This window comes from Sphingomonas sp. TZW2008, assembly GCF_002117915.1.
Taxonomy (GTDB): Bacteria; Pseudomonadota; Alphaproteobacteria; order Sphingomonadales; family Sphingomonadaceae; genus Sphingomonas.
The window spans coordinates 70,484-89,101 of the sequence record NZ_BDJB01000003.1; the positions used below are offsets into that span (position 1 = coordinate 70,484).

Below are 18,618 nucleotides of genomic sequence, written 5' to 3' on the forward strand. Positions count from 1 at the left end.
GAGCGCCGCTCGCCACATCGTTACGGTCGAATGGAACGGCCCCCGACAGACCCACCGATATATCGTGTCCTCGGCGATGACTTCCGCGCGATCGGCGTTACTGGCCACTGACCGCGCCGACAGCCTCTCCGCTATTGCGCGCTCGCCACCGTCGTGCCCGCGCCCGGCGCGACCGCCGCGTTCACCGCCACCGTGTTAGCGGCGGGGTGGCCGGCGATGCGCACCGCCGCCTCGCCCTTCATCCCCGGAAAGCGCGGCCACATCCCCTGCGCCAGCGCCGATCGGCTGGCGGAGGCGCGGCGCCCCGTTTGCCCTTCGTACATCCAATAGTTGCGCAGCACCGTCACCACGTAACCGCGCGTCTCCCAGTAGGGGATGCTTTCGATGTAGAGCAGCGGATCGCCATTGTCGCGCACCAGCGAATTCCACTCGCCGACGGGCTTGGGGCCCGCATTGTACGCCGCGATCACCTTGGGCAGCAGCCCCTGCGTCAGCCCCATGTCGCGCAGCTTTTCCAGATGGCGCTGCCCGATGTCGATGTTGGTCGACGGCCGCGTCAGCGCGCTCTTGTCGACCGATATGCCGCGCTCGCGCATGTAATCGGTCGCCGCCGCCGGCATGATCTGCATCAGGCCATAAGCGCCCGCCGGGGACACCACCTTGTTGCGGAACCCCGATTCCTGCAGCGTGTGCGCGTAGACCAGCGCCTTGTCGACGCGCCACCCGGTGTCCGGAGTCCAGTTGGGCGTCGGATAGCGCGTGTCGGCGGTTGCGACGAAACCCTGCGGGCAATTGTGCGCCAGCCACACCACGCTCGCCGGCAGGTCGAGCTGCTCGGTCACGCGCACCAGGCTGGCGAATTCCGCCGCCGGGCCGATCTTCGCCTGCTGGCGGATCACCTGGTCCGCGGCGTCGTTCTCACCGATCTCGGCGAGCGCCGCGGCGACGCGCACGTTGGGGCGCCGCTCGAGCGTCGCCCAGTCGCTGGTCACGCGTTGCGGCTTGGTCGCCGTGCTCGCCATGCCGAGCGCCTGGCGTGCGATCTGGCCGTAGAAGGTTTCGCCATATTGCGCCGCGTTCTTCAGCCGCGCCTCGATCCGGTCGGGCCGGCCGCACGTCATGTCGGCACGGCTCGCCCAATAAAGGCCGGCGGCGCGCATGTCGGTGTCTCCCGCGCGCGCCGCCACTGCCTCGAAACCGGCGCCCGCCGCCGCGCAGTCGTTCTGCCGCCACGCGGCCAGCGCAGACGTCCAGCGCGCGTGCGTCGCCCAGTCGCCCTGGCCGCGCGCCGCCTTGTCGCCCATCCGGCGCGCATCGCCGTCGAGCCCCTGCAGGAAATAGATCCACGCGATGCGCGACTGCCACTCGGTCTCCGCCTCGGGCGTCAGTCCGCCGGTCTCCTCGAGCAGCGCTTCCGCCTCGCGCCCCATGTCGCCCTTGACGTACGGCGTCATGCGCTGGGCGAGATCGGCGGCAATCGCGTCGCTCTTGGTCGCCTTGGCGCGCACGCGCGTCGGTGCGCCGTCCTGCCAGATCAGCCGCTGCGCAGTCGGCAGAACCGGCAGCTCCGCCGCCCCGCGCGCCTTGGCGAGCCGCGCCAGCGCTTCCGCCTGCGGCAGTTCGGGCGCCTCGGTCAGCAGCCGGACGAGCGGCTCGAGCTCGACGCGCGGCGATCCCTTGGCCGTGTACAGTTCGGCGCGGGCGTAGCTGTGCAGCGGCCCCGGCGCCATCGCGTCGAGCGCGAGCTGCGCGTCCTGCCAGCGGCTGTCGCGGATCGCGGCGAAGACGGCGCGATACTGTTCGCGCTGCGTGGCGGAGAGCTGCGCCGGCGCCGCGGGCGTCGCGGCCTCGGCCGGTCGCGCGCTCTGCGCCGCGGCAATCGCCGGCGTCATCGCGCCCAGCGCGGTGGCAGCAAGCAACATTCGGATCACGATAAACCCCCGATCAGCAACTGCAGGTCCTTCCACGCTTCTGCCTTCAGCGCCGGCCGCTCGAGCAGCATGCGCGGATGGAAGCTCGCGGCGACCTCGGTCACTCTTCCGCCGTCATGGTTAAGTACGTGTAAACCGCCGCGCGCTGCCATGACGTTCGCCGACAGGATCGCACGGCTCGCCGCATCGCCCAGCACCAGCAGCCGTTTCGGCGCGGCGAGCCCGGCATGATGACGCGCGATCTCACCCAGTCGCGCCTCCAGATCGCGCGGCATCCGCCCCGCCGTCGGGCGGCGCGCGCATACGCTGGCGATGTGCACGTCGTCGCGGCTGCGGCCGATCGCCGCCAGCATCCGGTCGAACAACCGCCCGGCTGCGCCGCCAAGCAGCGAATCGCCCGCGTCGCGCTCGGGACAGTCGATGAGAACCATCAGGTCGGCCGTGACCGGGCCGGACGCGGCGACGAGCGCCCCGCCCCACCCCGCTTCGGGCGCCGCCTCGCCGATGCGCCAGCGCAGAAATTCTTCCGCCGTCGCGGGCAAGGTGGCGGCAAGCGGCGCGCTGGCCGGCGCCGCGCCAGCGCGCGCCGCCGGTGACGCTACGGCTTCCTCGCGCGCCGCCTCCTCGCTCAGCCATGCGAACGGCGTGTCGCCCACCAGCGTGTCGACGCCGGCGTCGCGCCACCACTCGAGCGCGCTGTCGGCAAGTGCCTGCCAGTTATGGTTTTGATCGGCCCCCATCCCATATCCATTAGCGCAATGGTTGACGAAGCGGTCAATTCGCTCGACAGCCGATGGGGACGGGACGTTGCCGGCGTGCGCTCGATCGCGCGCGTTTCCAGATCGACGCCGGCGGATGGAGTAGAATGATGAGCGAACGCGAGTCGATGCCGTATGACGTTGTGATCGTTGGCGCGGGCCCTGCCGGCCTGTCGGCGGCGATCAGGCTGAAACAGCTCGCGGCGGAGAAAGAGGCCGAGATCTCGGTCTGCGTGCTCGAGAAGGGCAGCGAAGTCGGTGCGCACATCCTGTCGGGCGCGGTGGTCGATCCGCGTTCGCTCGACGAGCTGCTGCCGAACTGGCGCGAGGACGGCTGCCCGATGGCCGAGGTGTCGGTGACGGAGAACCTCCACTGGGTGCTGACCAAGAAGGGCAAGTTCAGCCTGCCGCACCTGTGGACGCCGCCGTTCCTCCACAACAAGAACACCTATACCGGCAGCCTCGGCAACATGTGCCGCTGGCTCGCCGGCAAGGCGGAGGAGCTCGGCGTCGAGATCTTCCCCGGCTTCGCCGCGGCAGAGATCCTCTACAACGACGACGGCAGCGTGAAGGGCGTCGCGACCGGCGACATGGGCGTCGCGCGCGACGGCACGCACAAGCCCGATTACCAGCCGGGCCTCGAGCTCCACGCCAAATACACCTTCTTCTCCGAAGGGTGCCGCGGGCATCTGTCGAAGCAGATCATCCGCCAGTTCGATCTCGCGCGCGACAGCGATCCGCAGGTCTACGGCATCGGCATCAAGGAGCTGTGGGACATCGATCCCGAGCAGCACCACCCCGGCCGCGTGATCCACACGCAGGGCTGGCCCACCAGCGAGACCGAAGGCACCAACGGCGGCAGCTGGCTGTATCACCAGGCGAACGGCCAGGTCAGCCTCGGCTACGTCGTCTGGCTCAACTATTCCAACCCGCACCTCTCGCCCTTCCACGAGATGCAGCGCTGGAAGACGCATCCCGAGATCTCGAAGATTCTCAAGGGCGGAAAGCGCGTCAGCTACGGGGCGCGCGCGATCAGCGACGGCGGGCTCCAGTCGATCCCCAAGCTCGTCTTCCCGGGCGGCGCGCTGATCGGCGACAGCGCCGGCTTCCTCAACGTGCCGCGGATCAAGGGCACGCACACCGCGATGAAGAGCGGCATGATGGCGGCAGAAGCCGCGGTCGAGGCGGTCATCTCGCAGCGCCAGCACGACGAGCTCACCGCCTATCCCGCGGCGTTCGAGACTAGCTGGGTGAAGAAGGAGCTGTCGATCGTCCGCAACGTCGTGCCGCTGGTCAAGAAGTTCGGCGACTTCCTCGGCTCGGGGCTCGCCGGCATCACGATGTGGGCGGAATATCTCGGCCTCAAGATGCCCTTCACGATGAAGCATCACCCCGATCACGAGACGCTGTGGCGCAAGGATCTGGTGTCGAAGATCGACTATCCCAAGCCCGATGGCGTGCTGACCTTCGATCGCCTCTCCTCGGTGTTCCTGTCGAACACCAATCACGAGGAGGATCAGCCGGTCCACCTGACGCTCAAGGATCCGTCGATCCCAGTCGAATACGATCTGCCGATGTACGACGAACCGGCGCAGCGCTACTGCCCGGCCGGCGTGTACGAGATCGTCGGCGAGGACACCGGCGATCCCAAGTTCGTGATCAACGCGCAGAACTGCGTCCACTGCAAGACGTGCGACATCAAGGACCCGACGCAGAACATCAACTGGGTGGTGCCGGAAGGCGGCGGCGGCCCGAACTATCCCAATATGTGATTGCAGTCCCGCTGGGTTGCCCATCGCCGCTGCCTGTCGTTATGCGGCGGCGACGAGGCGGCGGGCACGCGGCGTTCATCGACGATCGGCGCGTTCGTCGTGCGGTCGCCTCCACGTGCAATCGCAGCGCGATGGGAACAAGCGGTTACACAGTCGATGAAGAAATCGATCATCCTGCCGCCCCGAGCAGCCTTACGCTCGCCCGGACCTCAGACGGTGGAAACGATCCCACAGGCGTCAGGTCGGGCGTCCGTAAGGAGAGGCCTTCCGCACGCCGGATCGCGCCGGTCTTCGAATGCTGGCCGATAGGATGACCACCCCCCGGCCCTCCGCCGCCAACGCCGCGATCGTCGAGCCCGCCCCGGCGAAGCTCAACCTCGCGCTTCACGTCCGCCGCCGCCGCGACGACGGCTACCACGATCTCGAGACGCTGTTCGTCTTCTGCCGCGACGGCGATACGATCACGCTCGCCGACGCCCCTACCGACCGCCTCGTCGTCACCGGCCCCTTCGCTGCCGCGCTCGACGCGTCCGACGCGGCCGCCTGGCCCGCCGACAATCTCGTCACCCGCGCCGCAGATGCGTTCCGCCGCGCGTTCGGCATCGACGCGTGCTACGCGATCACGCTCGAGAAGAATTTGCCCGTCGCCTCCGGGATCGGCGGCGGCTCGGCCGATGCCGCCGCGACGCTGCGCGCGCTCGCCCGGTGCCACGCGGTCGCCCTCGACGATCCCCGCCTTCATGCCGTCGCCGCCGGCCTCGGCGCCGACGTGCCCGCCTGCCTGCTTGGCCGCACCGCATTCGGCACCGGCAAGGGCGACGCGCTGGTCGCGCTCGACGCTTTCGCCGGCACGCCGGTGCTGCTCGTCAATCCCGGCGTCGCCGTTTCTACCGCGGCAGTGTTCGCCGGCTGGGACGGGCATGATCGCGGGCCGCTCGACCCCGCCGATCCGCTCGCCGGCCGCAACGATCTCGAGCCGCCCGCCCGCGTGCTGGCGCCCGTCATCGACACGGTGATCGCCCGCCTCGCCGCACAGCCGGGTGCGACGCTCGCGCGCATGTCGGGCTCAGGCGCGACGTGCTTCGCGCTGTTCGAGACCCCCGCACAGGCGAGCGCCGCCGCCGCCGCGATCACCGCCGCCCATCCCGACTGGTGGCAGCTCGCCACCACGCTAGTATGATCCGCCTCGCGCAGGACGGCGCGATCGCGCGCCTCACGCTCGACCGTCCCGATCGCCGCAACGCGCTCGCGACCGCCGACTGGCAGACGCTCGCCGACACGATCGCCGACATCCCGCGCGACACCACGGCCGTCGTCCTCGCCTCTTCCACCCCCGGCATCTTCTGCGCAGGCGCCGATCTCGGCGATCTCGCGCACCTCGCCGACGCACCCGAGCGGCGCGCGCCCTTCCGGATCGCGATGCGCGCCGCGATCGATACACTCGCCGCGCTGCCGATGCCCGTCGTCGCACTGATCGACGGCGGCTGCTTCGGCGCTGGCGTCGCGCTCGCGCTCGCCGCCGACATGCGCGTCGCCACCCCCGCCGCCGTCTTCGGCGTGCCCCCCGCCGCGCTCGGCATCGCCTATCCCGCCGAAGACGTTGCGCGTCTCGCGCAGCGCATCGGCTCGGCGCAGGCCGCGCGCCTGCTCTTCACCGGCGCGCGCATCGACGCCGCCGAGGCGCAGCGCATCAACCTCGTCGACATCCTCGCCGACGATGCCGCGGCCGCCGCGCAGACCGTCGACCAGATCGCCGCCAACGACGCCGCTGCGCTGCGCACGCTCAAGGCGATGCTTGCCGACCCCGCCGATCCCGCGCACGCGCAGGCGTTCGAGGACAGTTTTGCCAGCCCACGCTTCGCCGCCGCAACGCAGCGCTATCGTACGGGTCCCGATCGATCGGCCGGTTGAACCGCGCCGCCGCCCGGGCGATAGCGGCGCGATGCCGATCGATCAGACCCGCCGCTTCATTCCCGTCCGCATCGCGGTGCTCACCGTCTCTGACACGCGCAGCCTCGCCGAGGATCGCTCGGGCGACACGCTGGTGCAGCGGCTGATCGACGCCGGCCACACGCTCGCCGATCGCCGCATCCTGCGCGACGACGTCGACGCGATCGTCGCACAGCTCCACGCCTGGATCGATGACGAGGGTATCGACTGCATCGTCACCACCGGCGGCACCGGCGTCACCGGCCGCGACGTCACGCCCGAGGCGATCGAGCGCGTCGCCGACAAGATGATCCCCGGCTTCGGCGAGCTGTTTCGCTGGCTCTCCTTCCAGTCGATCGGCACGTCCACCGTCCAGTCGCGCGCCTGCGCCTGCGTCGCGCGCGGTACCTATTTGTTCGCGCTCCCCGGCTCGACCGGCGCGGTGAAGGACGGGTGGGACGGCATCCTCGCGACGCAGCTCGACAGCCGCCACACCCCCTGCAACTTTGTCGAGCTGATGCCCCGCCTGCGCGAGCACTGAACCGCCTGCGCGAGCGCCGAACCGCCGGCATCACCTGCCCGCGGGAACTCGTTGCGCCGCCGGATCATTTAGGGCGACCGATCGCAAAGACGGAAAGTCACAGGGAGACAGATTATGCGTATCGCACTCAAGGCCGCCGGCATGGCCACGTTGCTCGCGCTCGGCGCGTGCGGCGGCAACGCCGACGATCGCGCCGCCGACAACATCGAATCGATGGCTGAGAACAAGGCCGACGCGCTCGAGGATCAGGCCGACCGCACCGGCAACGAAGCGGTCGAGGACGCGCTCGAGGATCGCGCCGACAACGTTCGCGAAGTGGGCGAAGACGCCGCCGATAAGGCCGACGACAACGACGATGCGCGCGTCGAGAACCAGGCCGGCGCCGTCATCAACCAGATGTAACCAGCACCGCGGGCCGGCAGCGCGTATCGCGGCCGGCCCGTCGGTCACGTCCGCTTCCCACGACAGCCGCACCCGTGCCGGCGTTGTCGCGCACATCCCGCGCTCGGCCGCTGCGGCCGCATCGACGTATGAATTGTTCGGGACCCGACGCTGAACAGGTCCACGATCGTTGAAATCTGAACCTTGGATAGGCTTGCCTGCGAGCAGGACCGCATCGATTGCGGATCCCGTATCCGCCGCGATGCCGGATCCCGGGCAGAAGCGATCAGCGCGTGTCCCGCCTCGACCGTTCGCGTACGTCAGCCGTATCGTCTGCTTCAACTGGCTGAGCCGGAACGTCAAGTCTAAAAGCGTTCTCGCCATGCGCTGGGAAAACTGGCCGGCCGGTCCTATTGTCCCGCCAGCCATAGTGTGTTCTAAGTTCTTCCATGAACCCTTGAGCTAACGAGGTGAAGCCCTTGTGGTTGTCTCTCGATCAACGCGCCTTGATACGTGAGAACTACCGGCTCGTTTCGCAAATGGCCGAAGATTATTCGGAGCGGTTATACTTTAAGCTATTGCATCAGCATCCTTTCGCCCGGGCGCTTTTCCCGGACGACCTGACGAACCAGAGTCGGGCCTTCCGCCGGACGATCGACACGCTCGTCGAAGCGCTCGATCGGTTCCCCGCGCTCCACGCCACGCTGGCCGATCTTGCCCGGCGGCACGTCGCTTATGGTGACCAAGCGCATCATTACCCACTAGTAGGCGACGTGCTGATCGAAACGTTCGCGGAGATGTCCGGCAGCGGCTTCACGGCGGAGACCCGCGCCGCGTGGCAGATGCTCTACGATGATACCGCCAGGATCATGATCCGCGAAGCCTATCCGCAGGCGTAAAGAACGGTCCGGGATGCAAGCGGGAAGCATCTGCTAGGGCCGCGAAGCGATTTGTCGAGCTTGTACGACGCCTCACCGCCGCCGGCCGATTGCCCGGTGTTGCGACTAAAGCAGGTTACGATCGTTCACCGGCCTCCAGTAAGGAGTAACCGATGACCACCGACCACGACGTTTCCGTGCTGAACGGCCTGATCAAGACCACGCTCGACAGCATGAAGGGCTATGAGGACGCGGCCGAAGACGCCGAGAATACGCAGTTCGCGACGATGTTCGCCGATTTCGCGCGCGATCGCAGCAAGGTCGCCGGCGATCTTCAGGCACAGGTCCGCAGCCTCGGCGGCGAACCCGAGACCGACTCGAGCGTCCTCGCCGCGGCGCACCGCACCTTCATGGATCTGAAGCAGGCGTTCACCGGCAAGGACGACAAGGCGATCATTCAGGAGGTCGAGCGCGGCGAGGACTTCATAAAGGAGAAGTTCGAGACCGCGATGAAGGACACCGATCTCTCCCCCGCCACCACCACCGCGATCGGCGATGCCTATCGCTCGGTGAAGGAAGGCCACGACAAGATGAGCGCGCTCAAGCACTCGATCGCCTGAACGGTCAGCGTCTGGGCGGATCGGTCGATCCGCCCGGGCGCGCCTTGCTGACGACACAGGCTCCCGGATCACCGGCTCCCGCTATGCGGTCATGATCGAATATCCCGGCTTAGGCCCGACCACTTCATCTATCATGAAACGGCGGTGTACCGTTCTGCCGGTCGTACACGGCGACTTTAGGTTTAGCTGGCCACAGCGATACCGCCCGGCGGCACGGCACGCGCGGTGGGTTCGATCCCGGACAGAACCCACGCCCGCGCTTCGTCGTAAGTCGCAGTGAAGCGCGTGAACGGCTGGTCGAAGATCCGCCGCACCTGCATCCGCACCAGCATCGTGCCGGTCACGATCCCCAGCGCGTGCGCGTTCCGCATTTTCGTCAGATGCCCCCCCATCGCGGCGATCATGTCCTGCGCCTGCACCGGGCAGCGCGACACGTCGAGGATCAGGGCATAGCGGTCCAGTCGTGCCGCCGTTATCTTTGCGATAAGCTCGCCGACCAGCGCGTCCGCCTGCGCGACACTCAGCATCCCCTCCATCTCGATCTTCACCAGCGCATGGGCACGATCGACGACGATCTTGTACATGGGTCCACCTCAGTCGGTGATCACGCTACCCTCGGAAGCGTTGCCAAGTCGTTCACCGGCGTGTGCGTCGCTGGCAACCCCGCGCCTCGCTTCCTACATTGCCGGCCTATCCTCCCGACCGGAACGGAAGTAGAACTCCCCCCATGCTGACCCACATCTCCGTCCGCGGCGCGCGCGAGCACAATCTCAAGGACGTGAGCGTCGACATCCCGCGCGATACGCTGACGGTGATCACCGGCCTGTCGGGCTCGGGCAAGTCCTCGCTCGCCTTCGACACCATCTATGCCGAGGGGCAGCGCCGCTACGTCGAATCGCTGTCGGCCTACGCGCGCCAGTTCCTCGAGCTGATGCAGAAGCCCGACGTCGATCATATCGAGGGCCTCTCGCCGGCGATCTCGATTGAGCAGAAGACCACCAGCCGCAACCCGCGCTCCACCGTCGCGACAGTAACCGAGATCTACGATTACATGCGCCTCCTGTGGGCGCGCGTCGGCATCCCCTATTCCCCCGTCACCGGCCTGCCGATTGCGGCGCAGACCGTCAGCCAGATGGTCGACCGCGTCATGGCGCTGCCCGAGGGGACGCGGCTGTACCTGCTCGCCCCCGTCGTGCGCGGCCGCAAGGGCGAGTATCGCAAGGAACTCGCCGAGTGGCAGAAGGCGGGCTTCACCCGCGTGCGCATCGACGGCGAGATCCACGAGATCGACGAAGCCCCCGCGCTCGACAAGAAGTACAAGCACGACATCGAGGTCGTCGTCGATCGCCTCGCGGTAAACGCCGACATTTCGACGCGCCTCGCCGACAGTTTCGAGACCGCGCTGAAACTCGCCGAGGGCCTCGCCTACGTCGACCTCGCCGACGGCGTCGTCCCCGGTCGCGAGGATGAGGCGGCGTCGGGCGGCGCGATGAAGAATGCCGGCATCCCCGCCAACCGCATCGTCTTCTCCGAAAAGTTCGCCTGCCCGGTCAGCGGCTTCACCATCGCCGAGATCGAGCCGCGCCTGTTCTCCTTCAACGCGCCGCAGGGCGCCTGCCCGGCGTGCGACGGCCTCGGCGAAAAGCTGATCTTCGACGAGGATCTCGTCGTCCCCAACCACGCGCTCACGATCAAGAAGGGCGCCGTCGTCCCCTGGGCGAAATCGAACCCGCCCTCGCCTTATTACATGCAGGTCTTGGGCAGCCTCGCGCGCGAGTTCGGCTTCAGCCTCGACACCCCCTGGTCCGACCTGCCCGAGGAAGTCCACCAGACGATCCTCCACGGCACCCGCGGCAAGCCCATCACGCTCACCTTCATCGACGGCAAGAAGAGCTACGACGTCAAGAAGCCGTTCGAAGGCGTCATCGGCAACCTCAACCGCCGTATGCTTCAAACGGAGAGCGCGTGGATGAAGGAGGAGCTCGGCAAGTACCAGTCCTCGCAGCCGTGCGAGGTGTGCCACGGCGCCCGCCTCAAGCCCGAAGCGCTGGCGGTGAAGGTCGCGATGCAGGACATCAGCCACGCCACGCACCTCTCGGTGGTCGACGCGCTCGCCTTCTTCACCGACCTGCCGAGCCACCTCAACGACCAGCAGCGCGCCATCGCCGAGCGTATCCTGAAGGAGATCGTCGAGCGCCTCGGCTTCCTCAACAACGTCGGCCTCGACTATCTCAACCTCAACCGCACCTCGGGCACGCTGTCGGGCGGCGAGAGCCAGCGCATCCGCCTCGCCAGCCAGATCGGCAGCGGCCTGTCGGGCGTCCTCTACGTCCTCGACGAGCCCTCGATCGGCCTGCATCAGCGCGACAACGACATGCTGCTCGCCACGCTCCGCCGCTTGCGCGATCTCGGCAACACCGTGCTCGTCGTCGAGCATGACGAGGACGCGATCCGCACCGCCGACTATGTCATCGACATGGGCCCCGGCGCCGGCGTCCACGGCGGCAGCATCGTCGCGCAGGGCACGCTCAAGCAACTCCTCAAGTCAAAGGGCTCCGTCACCGCCGATTACTTGAACGGCACCCGCGAAGTCCCCGTGCCCGCCAAGCGCCGCAAGGGCTCGGGCAAGAAGCTGACGGTGCACAACGCCACCGCCAACAATCTGACGGGCGTCACCGCGTCGATCCCGCTCGGCACCTTCACCTGCATCACCGGCGTCTCGGGCTCGGGCAAGTCGAGCTTCACGATCGACACGCTCTACGCCGCCGCCGCCCGCGCGCTGAACGGCGCGCGCATCCTCGCCGGCAAGCACGACAAGGTCTCCGGGCTCCAGCATCTCGACAAGGTGATCGACATCGATCAGTCGCCGATCGGCCGCACCCCGCGCTCGAACCCGGCGACGTATACAGGCGCCTTCACCCAGATCCGCGACTGGTTCGCCGGCCTGCCAGAGGCGCAGGCGCGCGGCTACAAGCCCGGCCGCTTCTCGTTCAACGTCAAGGGCGGCCGCTGCGAGGCGTGCCAGGGCGACGGCCTGCTCAAGATAGAGATGCACTTCCTCCCCGACGTCTACGTCACGTGCGACGTGTGCCACGGCGCGCGCTACAACCGCGAGACGCTCGAGGTGAAGTTCAAGGGCCACAGCATCGCCGACGTGCTCGACATGACGGTCGAGGACGCCGCGGAGTTCTTCAAGGCCGTCCCCCCGATCCGCGACAAGATGGCGATGCTGGTCGAGGTCGGCCTCGGCTACGTCAAGGTCGGCCAGCAGGCGACCACCCTCTCGGGCGGCGAGGCGCAGCGCGTCAAGCTCGCCAAGGAACTCGCCCGTAGAGCCACCGGCAACACGCTCTACATCCTCGACGAGCCGACCACCGGCCTCCACTTCGAGGACGTGCGCAAATTGCTCGAAGTGCTCCACGCACTCGTCGAGCAGGGCAACACCGTGGTGGTGATCGAGCACAACCTCGACGTCATCAAGACCGCCGACTGGGTGCTCGACCTCGGGCCGGAAGGCGGCGTCAAGGGCGGTGAGATCGTCGCCGAAGGCACGCCGGAGGTTGTGGCGGCGGAACCGCGGAGCTTTACGGGGAAGTATCTCGCGCCGTTGTTGGGGAAGCGGGAGGCTGTGGCGGCGGAGTGATTACTGCGCTACACACTCAGTAACGATGGGGGCAGATGCATGATCATTGGAAAGGTCCAGCCTAACAACGTATTCACGCCGCGCTCGCGCGAGATCAATGAACGCATGTACGTTGATCGACCGGAACTTGAGGAGCGTTTGGAAGACGCTCTTAAAGGTGATAAGTATGTAATTGTTCATGGTGAAAGCGGAAACGGCAAGACTTGGCTGTTTAAGCGCGTGTTGGCGCGAAAGAAGATACCTTTTCAGGTCGTAAATTTGGCCAATGCCGTTCTTCATGGCTCCCTAATCAACGCTTTCGATGCTAAGGTCGCGGAACTTGGCGGAGAGCGGCGATCTTCACGTATGGAAGAAGTCGACGTTGGCTTCCGCCCCGGGGGCATTGGCGCGGGAGGAAAGCAGCAGACTCAAATCCAGATTGCCACACAAAGTTCGTTCGGATTGCTCGTATCTCATCTCAACAAACAAGCTAAAGGCAATAGATCTGTTCTTGTCTTAGATAACTTTGAGCAGATTGTTGATAATCATGATTTTTTGAAGTCAGTTGCAAGTATCATAATATCTGCTGATGAAGAGTCTATTGCGAAGCACGGAGTAAAGCTTCTTATCGTCGGCGTACCTAGAGATTTGAAGCAGCTTGTCGCAAAGGTAGGAAATGCGGCGACTATCGCAAATCGTCTGATTGAAATTCCAGAGGTTGCCCGAATGACTTTGACGGAGGCAACGTCGTTGATGGCTAGGGGCTTTGAGAAAGAACTCGGATATAGCTTCGATCTAAAAAAGGAGGACCTTTACAAAGAGGTCTGCTGGAAAACTGATCGAATAGCGCAACAAATACATGAGCTTTGTTTAAAGATAGCGCTTGAAGCTGAACGAAATAATGGGCTCATATCATCGGACGTTGTTCTAAAAGCGGAAAAAAAGTGGCTTGAGGAGTCGTTTTCCTCAGACTTAGGCGTAATTGAAAATTTAATGAACTCGATCGAAACCAAGCTCGGCAGAAAAAATCAGGTTATCTACAGTCTTGGAAAGGTCGAAAAAGAAGACTTTAAGCATTCCGACATCGAGAAAATCGTTCGAGAAGAGTTTGATGTTGATGATGGTATCAATCTTAATCTCCCTCAAATGCTTGCATCTTTTGCGAAAGCTGAAAATCCATTAATAAGAAAAACCCCAAAAAATAATGCGTATCGCTTTGTATCCCCCAAATTGAAAATGGTGATTCGAGCAGGTTTACAGCGGGACACCGAAAACCGAGTGATCAAGACAGTTGATGCCTCTTAGCTGATCGACGCCTCACAACACCACAGCCTTGCGCAGGGCCTCGTTCATCTACGCCTGCCACCCCTGCCCGCTCTCGCGAAAGGTCTCGATCACGTTGGGATCGAGCCGCGGCCCCACCTGCCGCTTCGCCGCACCGCGCAGCGGCGGGCGGCCGCGCATCACGCCGTTCGGTCCGAGATAGCCTGAGGCCGGCCGCCCGACCTTCTCTACTGCGCTGCATCGAAAGCCCCGCCGCGGCAAAGCCGCGTCGTCAGTCGGCGCTTGGGCGCCGCTGGCCGGGCGCGCGCCGGATGCGCTTGGCTGTAGCTGCGCTACAGCCTTGCGGCGCGCGCTGTCCTACATCCCCCGTTTCGGTATAACTCCCCCGTCCAGCAACCATCTGCGAGGACGAAACCGATGCCGCATCCGATCCCCCTCCCCATCGCCACCGATGGCCCGATCACCGATCCGCACGTCGATGCCGTCCGCCACTGGCAGTCGCTGGTCGACCGCGGCCTGATCGGCACGCGCACCGAAACCCCGCCCGATGTCGCCGCGAACCGCGATGCGACCGACCGGCTGTTTCGCGAGATCGCGCGCGACCGGCGGCGGCTCGAGCGCGGCTGGTAGCGCGCCGGCCGCTCGCCGGCCGCCCCCGCGCCGCTCACCCCATTTCGCGCACCGTCTCCATCACCACATAGGTCGACGTGCTCGACACGTGCGGCAGCGTCGAGATCCGCTCGCCCAGCACCGCGCGATACGCGCGCATGTCCGCCGTGCGCACCTTCAGCAGATAGTCGAAATGGCTCGCGATCATGTGGCATTCCTCCACCTCGGGGATCGCCAGCACGCCGCGGCGGAACGCGTCCAGCGCCGCCTCGCGCGTGTCGGACAGTTTCACCTCGGTGAACGCGACATGCCCCTGCCCCAGCCGCGCGGGATCGACGATCGCGCGAAACCCGCGGATCACCCCGCGCTCGGTCAGCCGCTTCAGCCGCACCTGACACGGCGTCTTGGATAGTCCCACGCGCTGCGCCAGGTCGGTGACGGACAGCCGCCCCTCACCCTGCAGCACCGCGATGATCCGCCGGTCGAACGCGTCGAGCTCTTGCGATGCGGCAGGAAATTCGTCCATCGATCTGCTTCCCTAAAGGCGAAACGGCCGCGCTCACGCTCCGAGATAAGTCGGAAAGCCTGCGCGCCATCACCTATATATCGGCGGCCCCTCCTTGCCGGAACCGCTCATGGCCTCGCTCCCCCCGCTGTTCGCCGATTTCGCCCCGCCGATCCGCCCCGCCACCCCGTTGCGCGCAGCGATCACCGCTGCCGCGCGTCGGCCGGAGCCCGAGGCGCTCGCCCCGCTGCTCGACGAGGCGACGCTCCCCGATGATGTGAAGGCGAAGGCGCTGTCGGTCGCCACCAGCCTCATCACCGCGCTGCGCGCCAAGCATAAGGGCACCGGCGTCGAAGGGCTGGTGCAGGAATATGCGCTGTCCAGCCAGGAGGGCGTCGCGCTGATGTGCCTCGCCGAGGCGCTGCTGCGCATCCCCGACGATGCGACGCGCGACGCGCTGATCCGGGACAAGATCGCCGGCGGCGACTGGCGCAGCCACATGGGCGACGGCCGCTCGCTGTTCGTCAACGCTGCCACCTGGGGGCTGGTGGTGACGGGCAAGCTGACCAACAGCGTCAACGATCGCGGCCTCGCCGCCGCACTCACCCGGCTCATCGCGCGCGCCGGCGAGCCGGTGATCCGCCGCGGCGTCGACATGGCGATGCGCATGATGGGCGAACAGTTCGTCACCGGCGAGACGATCGGCGAGGCGCTGAAGCGCGCCCGCCCGCTCGAGGCGCGCGGCTTCGGCTACAGCTACGACATGCTGGGTGAGGCTGCGACCACCGCCGCCGACGCCGACCGCTATTATCGCGATTACGAGACCGCGGTGCACGCGATCGGCAAGGCGTCCGCCGGCCGCGGCGTCTATGCCGGCTCCGGCATCTCGATCAAGCTGTCCGCGCTCCACCCGCGCTACGCCCGCGCGCAGGCGACCCGCGTGATGGACGAGCTGCTGCCCCGGGTCCGCGCGCTCGCACTGATCGCCAAGGGCTATGACATCGGCTTCAACATCGATGCGGAGGAGGCCGACCGGCTCGAACTGTCGCTCGATCTGCTCGAAAGCCTCGCCACCGATCCCGACCTCGCCGGCTGGAACGGCCTCGGCTTCGTCATCCAGGCCTATGGCAAGCGCTGCCCGTTTGTCATCGACTGGATCGTCGATCTCGCCCGCCGTGCGAACCGCCGCATCATGGTCCGGCTGGTCAAGGGCGCCTATTGGGATGCCGAGATCAAGCGCGCGCAGGTCGACGGCCAGGCCGATTTTCCCGTCTACACGCGCAAGATCCACACCGACGTGTCGTACCTCGCCTGCGCCCGCCGCCTGCTCGCGAACCGCGACGCGGTGTTCCCGCAATTCGCCACGCACAATGCGCAGACGCTGGCGACGATCTACGCGCTCGCCGGCCCCGATTTCGCGCTCGGCGATTACGAATTCCAGTGCCTCCACGGCATGGGCGAGCCGCTGTATGACGAGGTCGTCGGCGCCGATAAGCTGAACCGCCCGTGCCGAATCTACGCCCCCGTCGGCACGCACGAGACGCTGCTCGCCTATCTCGTCCGCCGCCTGCTCGAAAACGGCGCCAACAGCTCGTTCGTCAACCGCATCGCCGATCCCGAGGTGTCGATTGCCGATCTCGTCGCCGATCCCGTCGCGATCGTCCGCGCCGCCGATACGCCGGGGCACAAGCACGCCGCGATCGCCCTCCCCGCCAATCTCTACCCCGATCGCCGCAACTCCGCCGGCCTCGATCTCGCCGACGAGCGCACGCTGGCGGCGCTGGCCGAAACGATGCAGGCCGCCGCGCACGCGCAATGGCACGCCGCCCCCGCCGACGGCCAGGGCACCCCGCGCCCCGTCCGCAACCCCGCCGACCACCGCGACATCGTTGGCACCGTCGTCGAGGCATCGCCCGCACAGGCCGCCGCCGCGGCGCGCACTGCCGCTCGTTTTGCCCCCATTTGGTCCCAAAAAGCCCCCTCGGATCGCGCAAAAATGCTCGATTTGGCCGCCGAAACGATGCAGGCGCGCATGCCCGAACTGATCGGCCTGATCGTGCGCGAGGCCGGAAAATCAGTCCCCAACGCCATCGGCGAAGTGCGCGAAGCGATTGATTTCCTGCGTTATTATGCCGATCAAGCGCGCCGCACCCTCGGCCCGTCGCACCGCCCGCTAGGTGCCGTCACATGCATCAGCCCCTGGAACTTCCCCCTCGCGATCTTCACCGGCCAGATCGCCGCCGCCCTCGTCGCCGGCAACACCGTGCTGGCGAAGCCCGCCGAGGAAACCCCGCTGGTCGCCGCGCAAGCCGTTGCGATCCTTCATGAATCCGGCATCCCCGCCGACGCGCTCCAGCTGCTTCCCGGCGACGGCGCGATGGGCGCCGCGCTTGTCGCCGCACCCGAGACCGCGGCGGTGATGTTCACCGGCTCCACCGAAGTCGCCCGCCTCATCCAGCGCGAGCTCGCCACCCGCCTCTCCCCCCAAGGCACGCCGATCCCACTGATCGCCGAGACCGGCGGCCAGAACGCGATGATCGTCGATAGCTCCGCGCTGGCCGAACAGGTGGTGGCTGACGTCATCGCATCCGCCTTTGACAGCGCCGGCCAGCGCTGCTCGGCGCTGCGCATCCTCTGCCTTCAGGAGGAAGTCGCCGATCGCATCCTGACGATGCTGCGCGGCGCGCTCCACGAACTGCGCGTCGGGCGCACCGATCGACTGGCGGTCGACATCGGCCCGGTCATCACCGCCGAGGCGCAGGCCGGGATCGAGCATCACGTCGCCGCGATGCGCGGTCGGGGTGCGAAGGTCGAATCGCTCCCGCCAGGCGAGGAAACGTCGCACGGCACCTTTGTCGCCCCCACCATCATCGAGCTGAAGGATCTCGCCGACCTCGAGCGCGAGGTGTTCGGCCCCGTCCTCCACGTCATCCGCTTCAAGCGTAGCAACCTCGACGCACTGATCGATCGTATCAACGCCACCGGCTACGGCCTCACCTTCGGCCTCCACACCCGGCTCGACGAGACGATCGCGCACGTCACCGCGCGGGTGAAGGCGGGCAACCTCTACATCAACCGCAACGTCATCGGTGCCGTGGTGGGCGTCCAGCCGTTCGGCGGCCGCGGCCTGTCGGGCACCGGCCCCAAGGCGGGCGGCCCGCTCTACCTCGGCCGGCTGGTGCACGATCCGGTGACGGCACCCGCGATCAGCTCCACCGTCGCCGACCCCGCAGCGCGCGAACTCGCGGTATGGTTCGACGCGCAGGGCGACGCCGTCGGCGCAGCGCTGGTGCGCGACGTGGCGGCGACCGCGCTGCTCGGCGCCGAGGCGGAGCTCGACGGCCCGGTCGGCGAGCGCAACCTCTACGCGCTCCACCCGCGTGGCCGCATCCTGCTGCTGCCCGAAACGCCGCAGGGCCTGGTGGCGCAGCTCGCGGCGGGGCTCGCGACTGGCAACGACCTCGTCGTCGATGCTGCGGCGCGCACTGACCTCCCCGCCGCGATCGCCGCGCGCGTGCAGTGGACCACCGACTGGACCCGCCAGGGCCCCTATGCCGGCGCGCTGATCGAGGGCGACGCATCGCGCGTGCGCACCGCACAGCAGCAGGTGGCGGCGCTCGACGGCCCGATCGTCCTCACCCAGGCGAACGACTACCGCACGCAGTGGCTCGTCGAGGAAGTCTCCACCTCGATCAACACCACCGCGGCCGGCGGAAACGCCAGCCTGATGGCGATGACGTGAGCCGGTACACACGCGTGCGAACGTTCTAGCTTTTCGGCTGCCCTTC

16 protein-coding genes are annotated in these 18,618 nt (G+C 66.9%); 11 read left to right on the top strand and 5 right to left on the bottom strand.

Annotated features, from left to right (window positions below; translation table 11 throughout):
• Positions 1 to 131: 131 nt before the first annotated feature.
• Together B7L05_RS02055 and B7L05_RS02060 are read right to left on the bottom strand one after the other, a co-directional pair.
• Positions 132 to 1,922, bottom strand: coding sequence for a lytic transglycosylase domain-containing protein (locus tag B7L05_RS02055; RefSeq protein WP_085808569.1), 1,791 nt, complete (start codon positions 1,920 to 1,922; stop codon positions 132 to 134).
• A 5-nt stretch (positions 1,923 to 1,927) separates the two neighbouring features.
• Positions 1,928 to 2,671, bottom strand: a complete 744-nt coding sequence (locus B7L05_RS02060) for a uracil-DNA glycosylase family protein (protein WP_085808570.1) — start codon at positions 2,669 to 2,671, stop codon at positions 1,928 to 1,930.
• 128 nt (positions 2,672 to 2,799) lie between these two features.
• On the opposite strand from B7L05_RS02060, the gene B7L05_RS02065 reads away from it, so the two are divergent.
• The 7 genes from B7L05_RS02065 to B7L05_RS02095 all read left to right on the top strand — a co-directional run bounded on the left by B7L05_RS02065 (position 2,800) and on the right by B7L05_RS02095 (position 8,810).
• Positions 2,800 to 4,461, top strand: a complete 1,662-nt coding sequence (locus tag B7L05_RS02065; RefSeq protein WP_085809047.1) for an electron transfer flavoprotein-ubiquinone oxidoreductase — start codon at positions 2,800 to 2,802, stop codon at positions 4,459 to 4,461.
• Positions 4,462 to 4,771: 310 nt separating this feature from the next.
• On the top strand, positions 4,772 to 5,641 hold the full coding sequence (locus tag B7L05_RS02070; RefSeq protein ID WP_085809048.1) for a 4-(cytidine 5'-diphospho)-2-C-methyl-D-erythritol kinase: 870 nt from the start codon (positions 4,772 to 4,774) through the stop codon (positions 5,639 to 5,641).
• Positions 5,638 to 6,372 (top strand): enoyl-CoA hydratase/isomerase family protein, encoded by a 735-nt coding sequence (locus B7L05_RS02075; RefSeq protein ID WP_085808571.1) that lies wholly within the window; start codon positions 5,638 to 5,640, stop codon positions 6,370 to 6,372. Before B7L05_RS02070 ends, B7L05_RS02075 begins: the two co-directional genes overlap by 4 nt.
• 31 nt (positions 6,373 to 6,403) lie before the next feature.
• Positions 6,404 to 6,931: a molybdenum cofactor biosynthesis protein B gene (moaB, locus tag B7L05_RS02080; RefSeq protein WP_085808572.1), complete on the top strand. Its 528-nt coding sequence runs from the start codon at positions 6,404 to 6,406 to the stop codon at positions 6,929 to 6,931.
• Positions 6,932 to 7,045: 114 nt separating this feature from the next.
• The gene (locus tag B7L05_RS02085; protein WP_085808573.1) at positions 7,046 to 7,333 is read left to right on the top strand and encodes a hypothetical protein; all 288 of its coding nucleotides are present in this window, start codon (positions 7,046 to 7,048) and stop codon (positions 7,331 to 7,333) included.
• Positions 7,334 to 7,782: 449 nt separating this feature from the next.
• Entirely contained in the window at positions 7,783 to 8,211 is a 429-nt protein-coding gene (locus B7L05_RS02090) for a globin domain-containing protein (RefSeq protein ID WP_144037087.1), read from the top strand.
• Between the two features lie 152 nt (positions 8,212 to 8,363).
• The gene (locus tag B7L05_RS02095) at positions 8,364 to 8,810 is read left to right on the top strand and encodes a PA2169 family four-helix-bundle protein (protein ID WP_085808575.1); all 447 of its coding nucleotides are present in this window, start codon (positions 8,364 to 8,366) and stop codon (positions 8,808 to 8,810) included.
• Between the two features lie 182 nt (positions 8,811 to 8,992).
• Here the strand turns inward: B7L05_RS02095 and B7L05_RS02100 are convergent, their stop codons facing one another.
• Positions 8,993 to 9,394, bottom strand: a complete 402-nt coding sequence (locus B7L05_RS02100) for a hypothetical protein (RefSeq protein ID WP_085808576.1) — start codon at positions 9,392 to 9,394, stop codon at positions 8,993 to 8,995.
• Positions 9,395 to 9,537: 143 nt separating this feature from the next.
• Here B7L05_RS02100 and uvrA point away from each other — a divergent pair, with 143 nt between their 5' ends.
• The gene (gene uvrA, locus B7L05_RS02105) at positions 9,538 to 12,453 is read left to right on the top strand and encodes an excinuclease ABC subunit UvrA (RefSeq protein WP_085808577.1); all 2,916 of its coding nucleotides are present in this window, start codon (positions 9,538 to 9,540) and stop codon (positions 12,451 to 12,453) included.
• Positions 12,454 to 12,492: 39 nt separating this feature from the next.
• The gene (locus B7L05_RS02110; RefSeq protein WP_085808578.1) at positions 12,493 to 13,737 is read left to right on the top strand and encodes an AAA family ATPase; all 1,245 of its coding nucleotides are present in this window, start codon (positions 12,493 to 12,495) and stop codon (positions 13,735 to 13,737) included.
• A gap of 48 nt (positions 13,738 to 13,785) precedes the next feature.
• Here B7L05_RS02110 and B7L05_RS02115 read toward each other — a convergent pair whose 3' ends face one another.
• Positions 13,786 to 13,977 (bottom strand): BrnA antitoxin family protein, encoded by a 192-nt coding sequence (locus B7L05_RS02115; RefSeq protein WP_179187096.1) that lies wholly within the window; start codon positions 13,975 to 13,977, stop codon positions 13,786 to 13,788.
• Between the two features lie 156 nt (positions 13,978 to 14,133).
• Between B7L05_RS02115 and B7L05_RS02120 the strand changes: the two genes are divergently transcribed.
• The gene (locus B7L05_RS02120; RefSeq protein WP_085808579.1) at positions 14,134 to 14,346 is read left to right on the top strand and encodes a hypothetical protein; all 213 of its coding nucleotides are present in this window, start codon (positions 14,134 to 14,136) and stop codon (positions 14,344 to 14,346) included.
• Positions 14,347 to 14,380: 34 nt separating this feature from the next.
• Here B7L05_RS02120 and B7L05_RS02125 read toward each other — a convergent pair whose 3' ends face one another.
• Positions 14,381 to 14,851: an Lrp/AsnC family transcriptional regulator gene (locus B7L05_RS02125; RefSeq protein ID WP_085808580.1), complete on the bottom strand. Its 471-nt coding sequence runs from the start codon at positions 14,849 to 14,851 to the stop codon at positions 14,381 to 14,383.
• 109 nt (positions 14,852 to 14,960) lie between these two features.
• Here B7L05_RS02125 and putA point away from each other — a divergent pair, with 109 nt between their 5' ends.
• On the top strand, positions 14,961 to 18,572 hold the full coding sequence (putA, locus tag B7L05_RS02130) for a trifunctional transcriptional regulator/proline dehydrogenase/L-glutamate gamma-semialdehyde dehydrogenase (protein WP_085808581.1): 3,612 nt from the start codon (positions 14,961 to 14,963) through the stop codon (positions 18,570 to 18,572).
• Positions 18,573 to 18,618 lie beyond the last annotated feature (46 nt).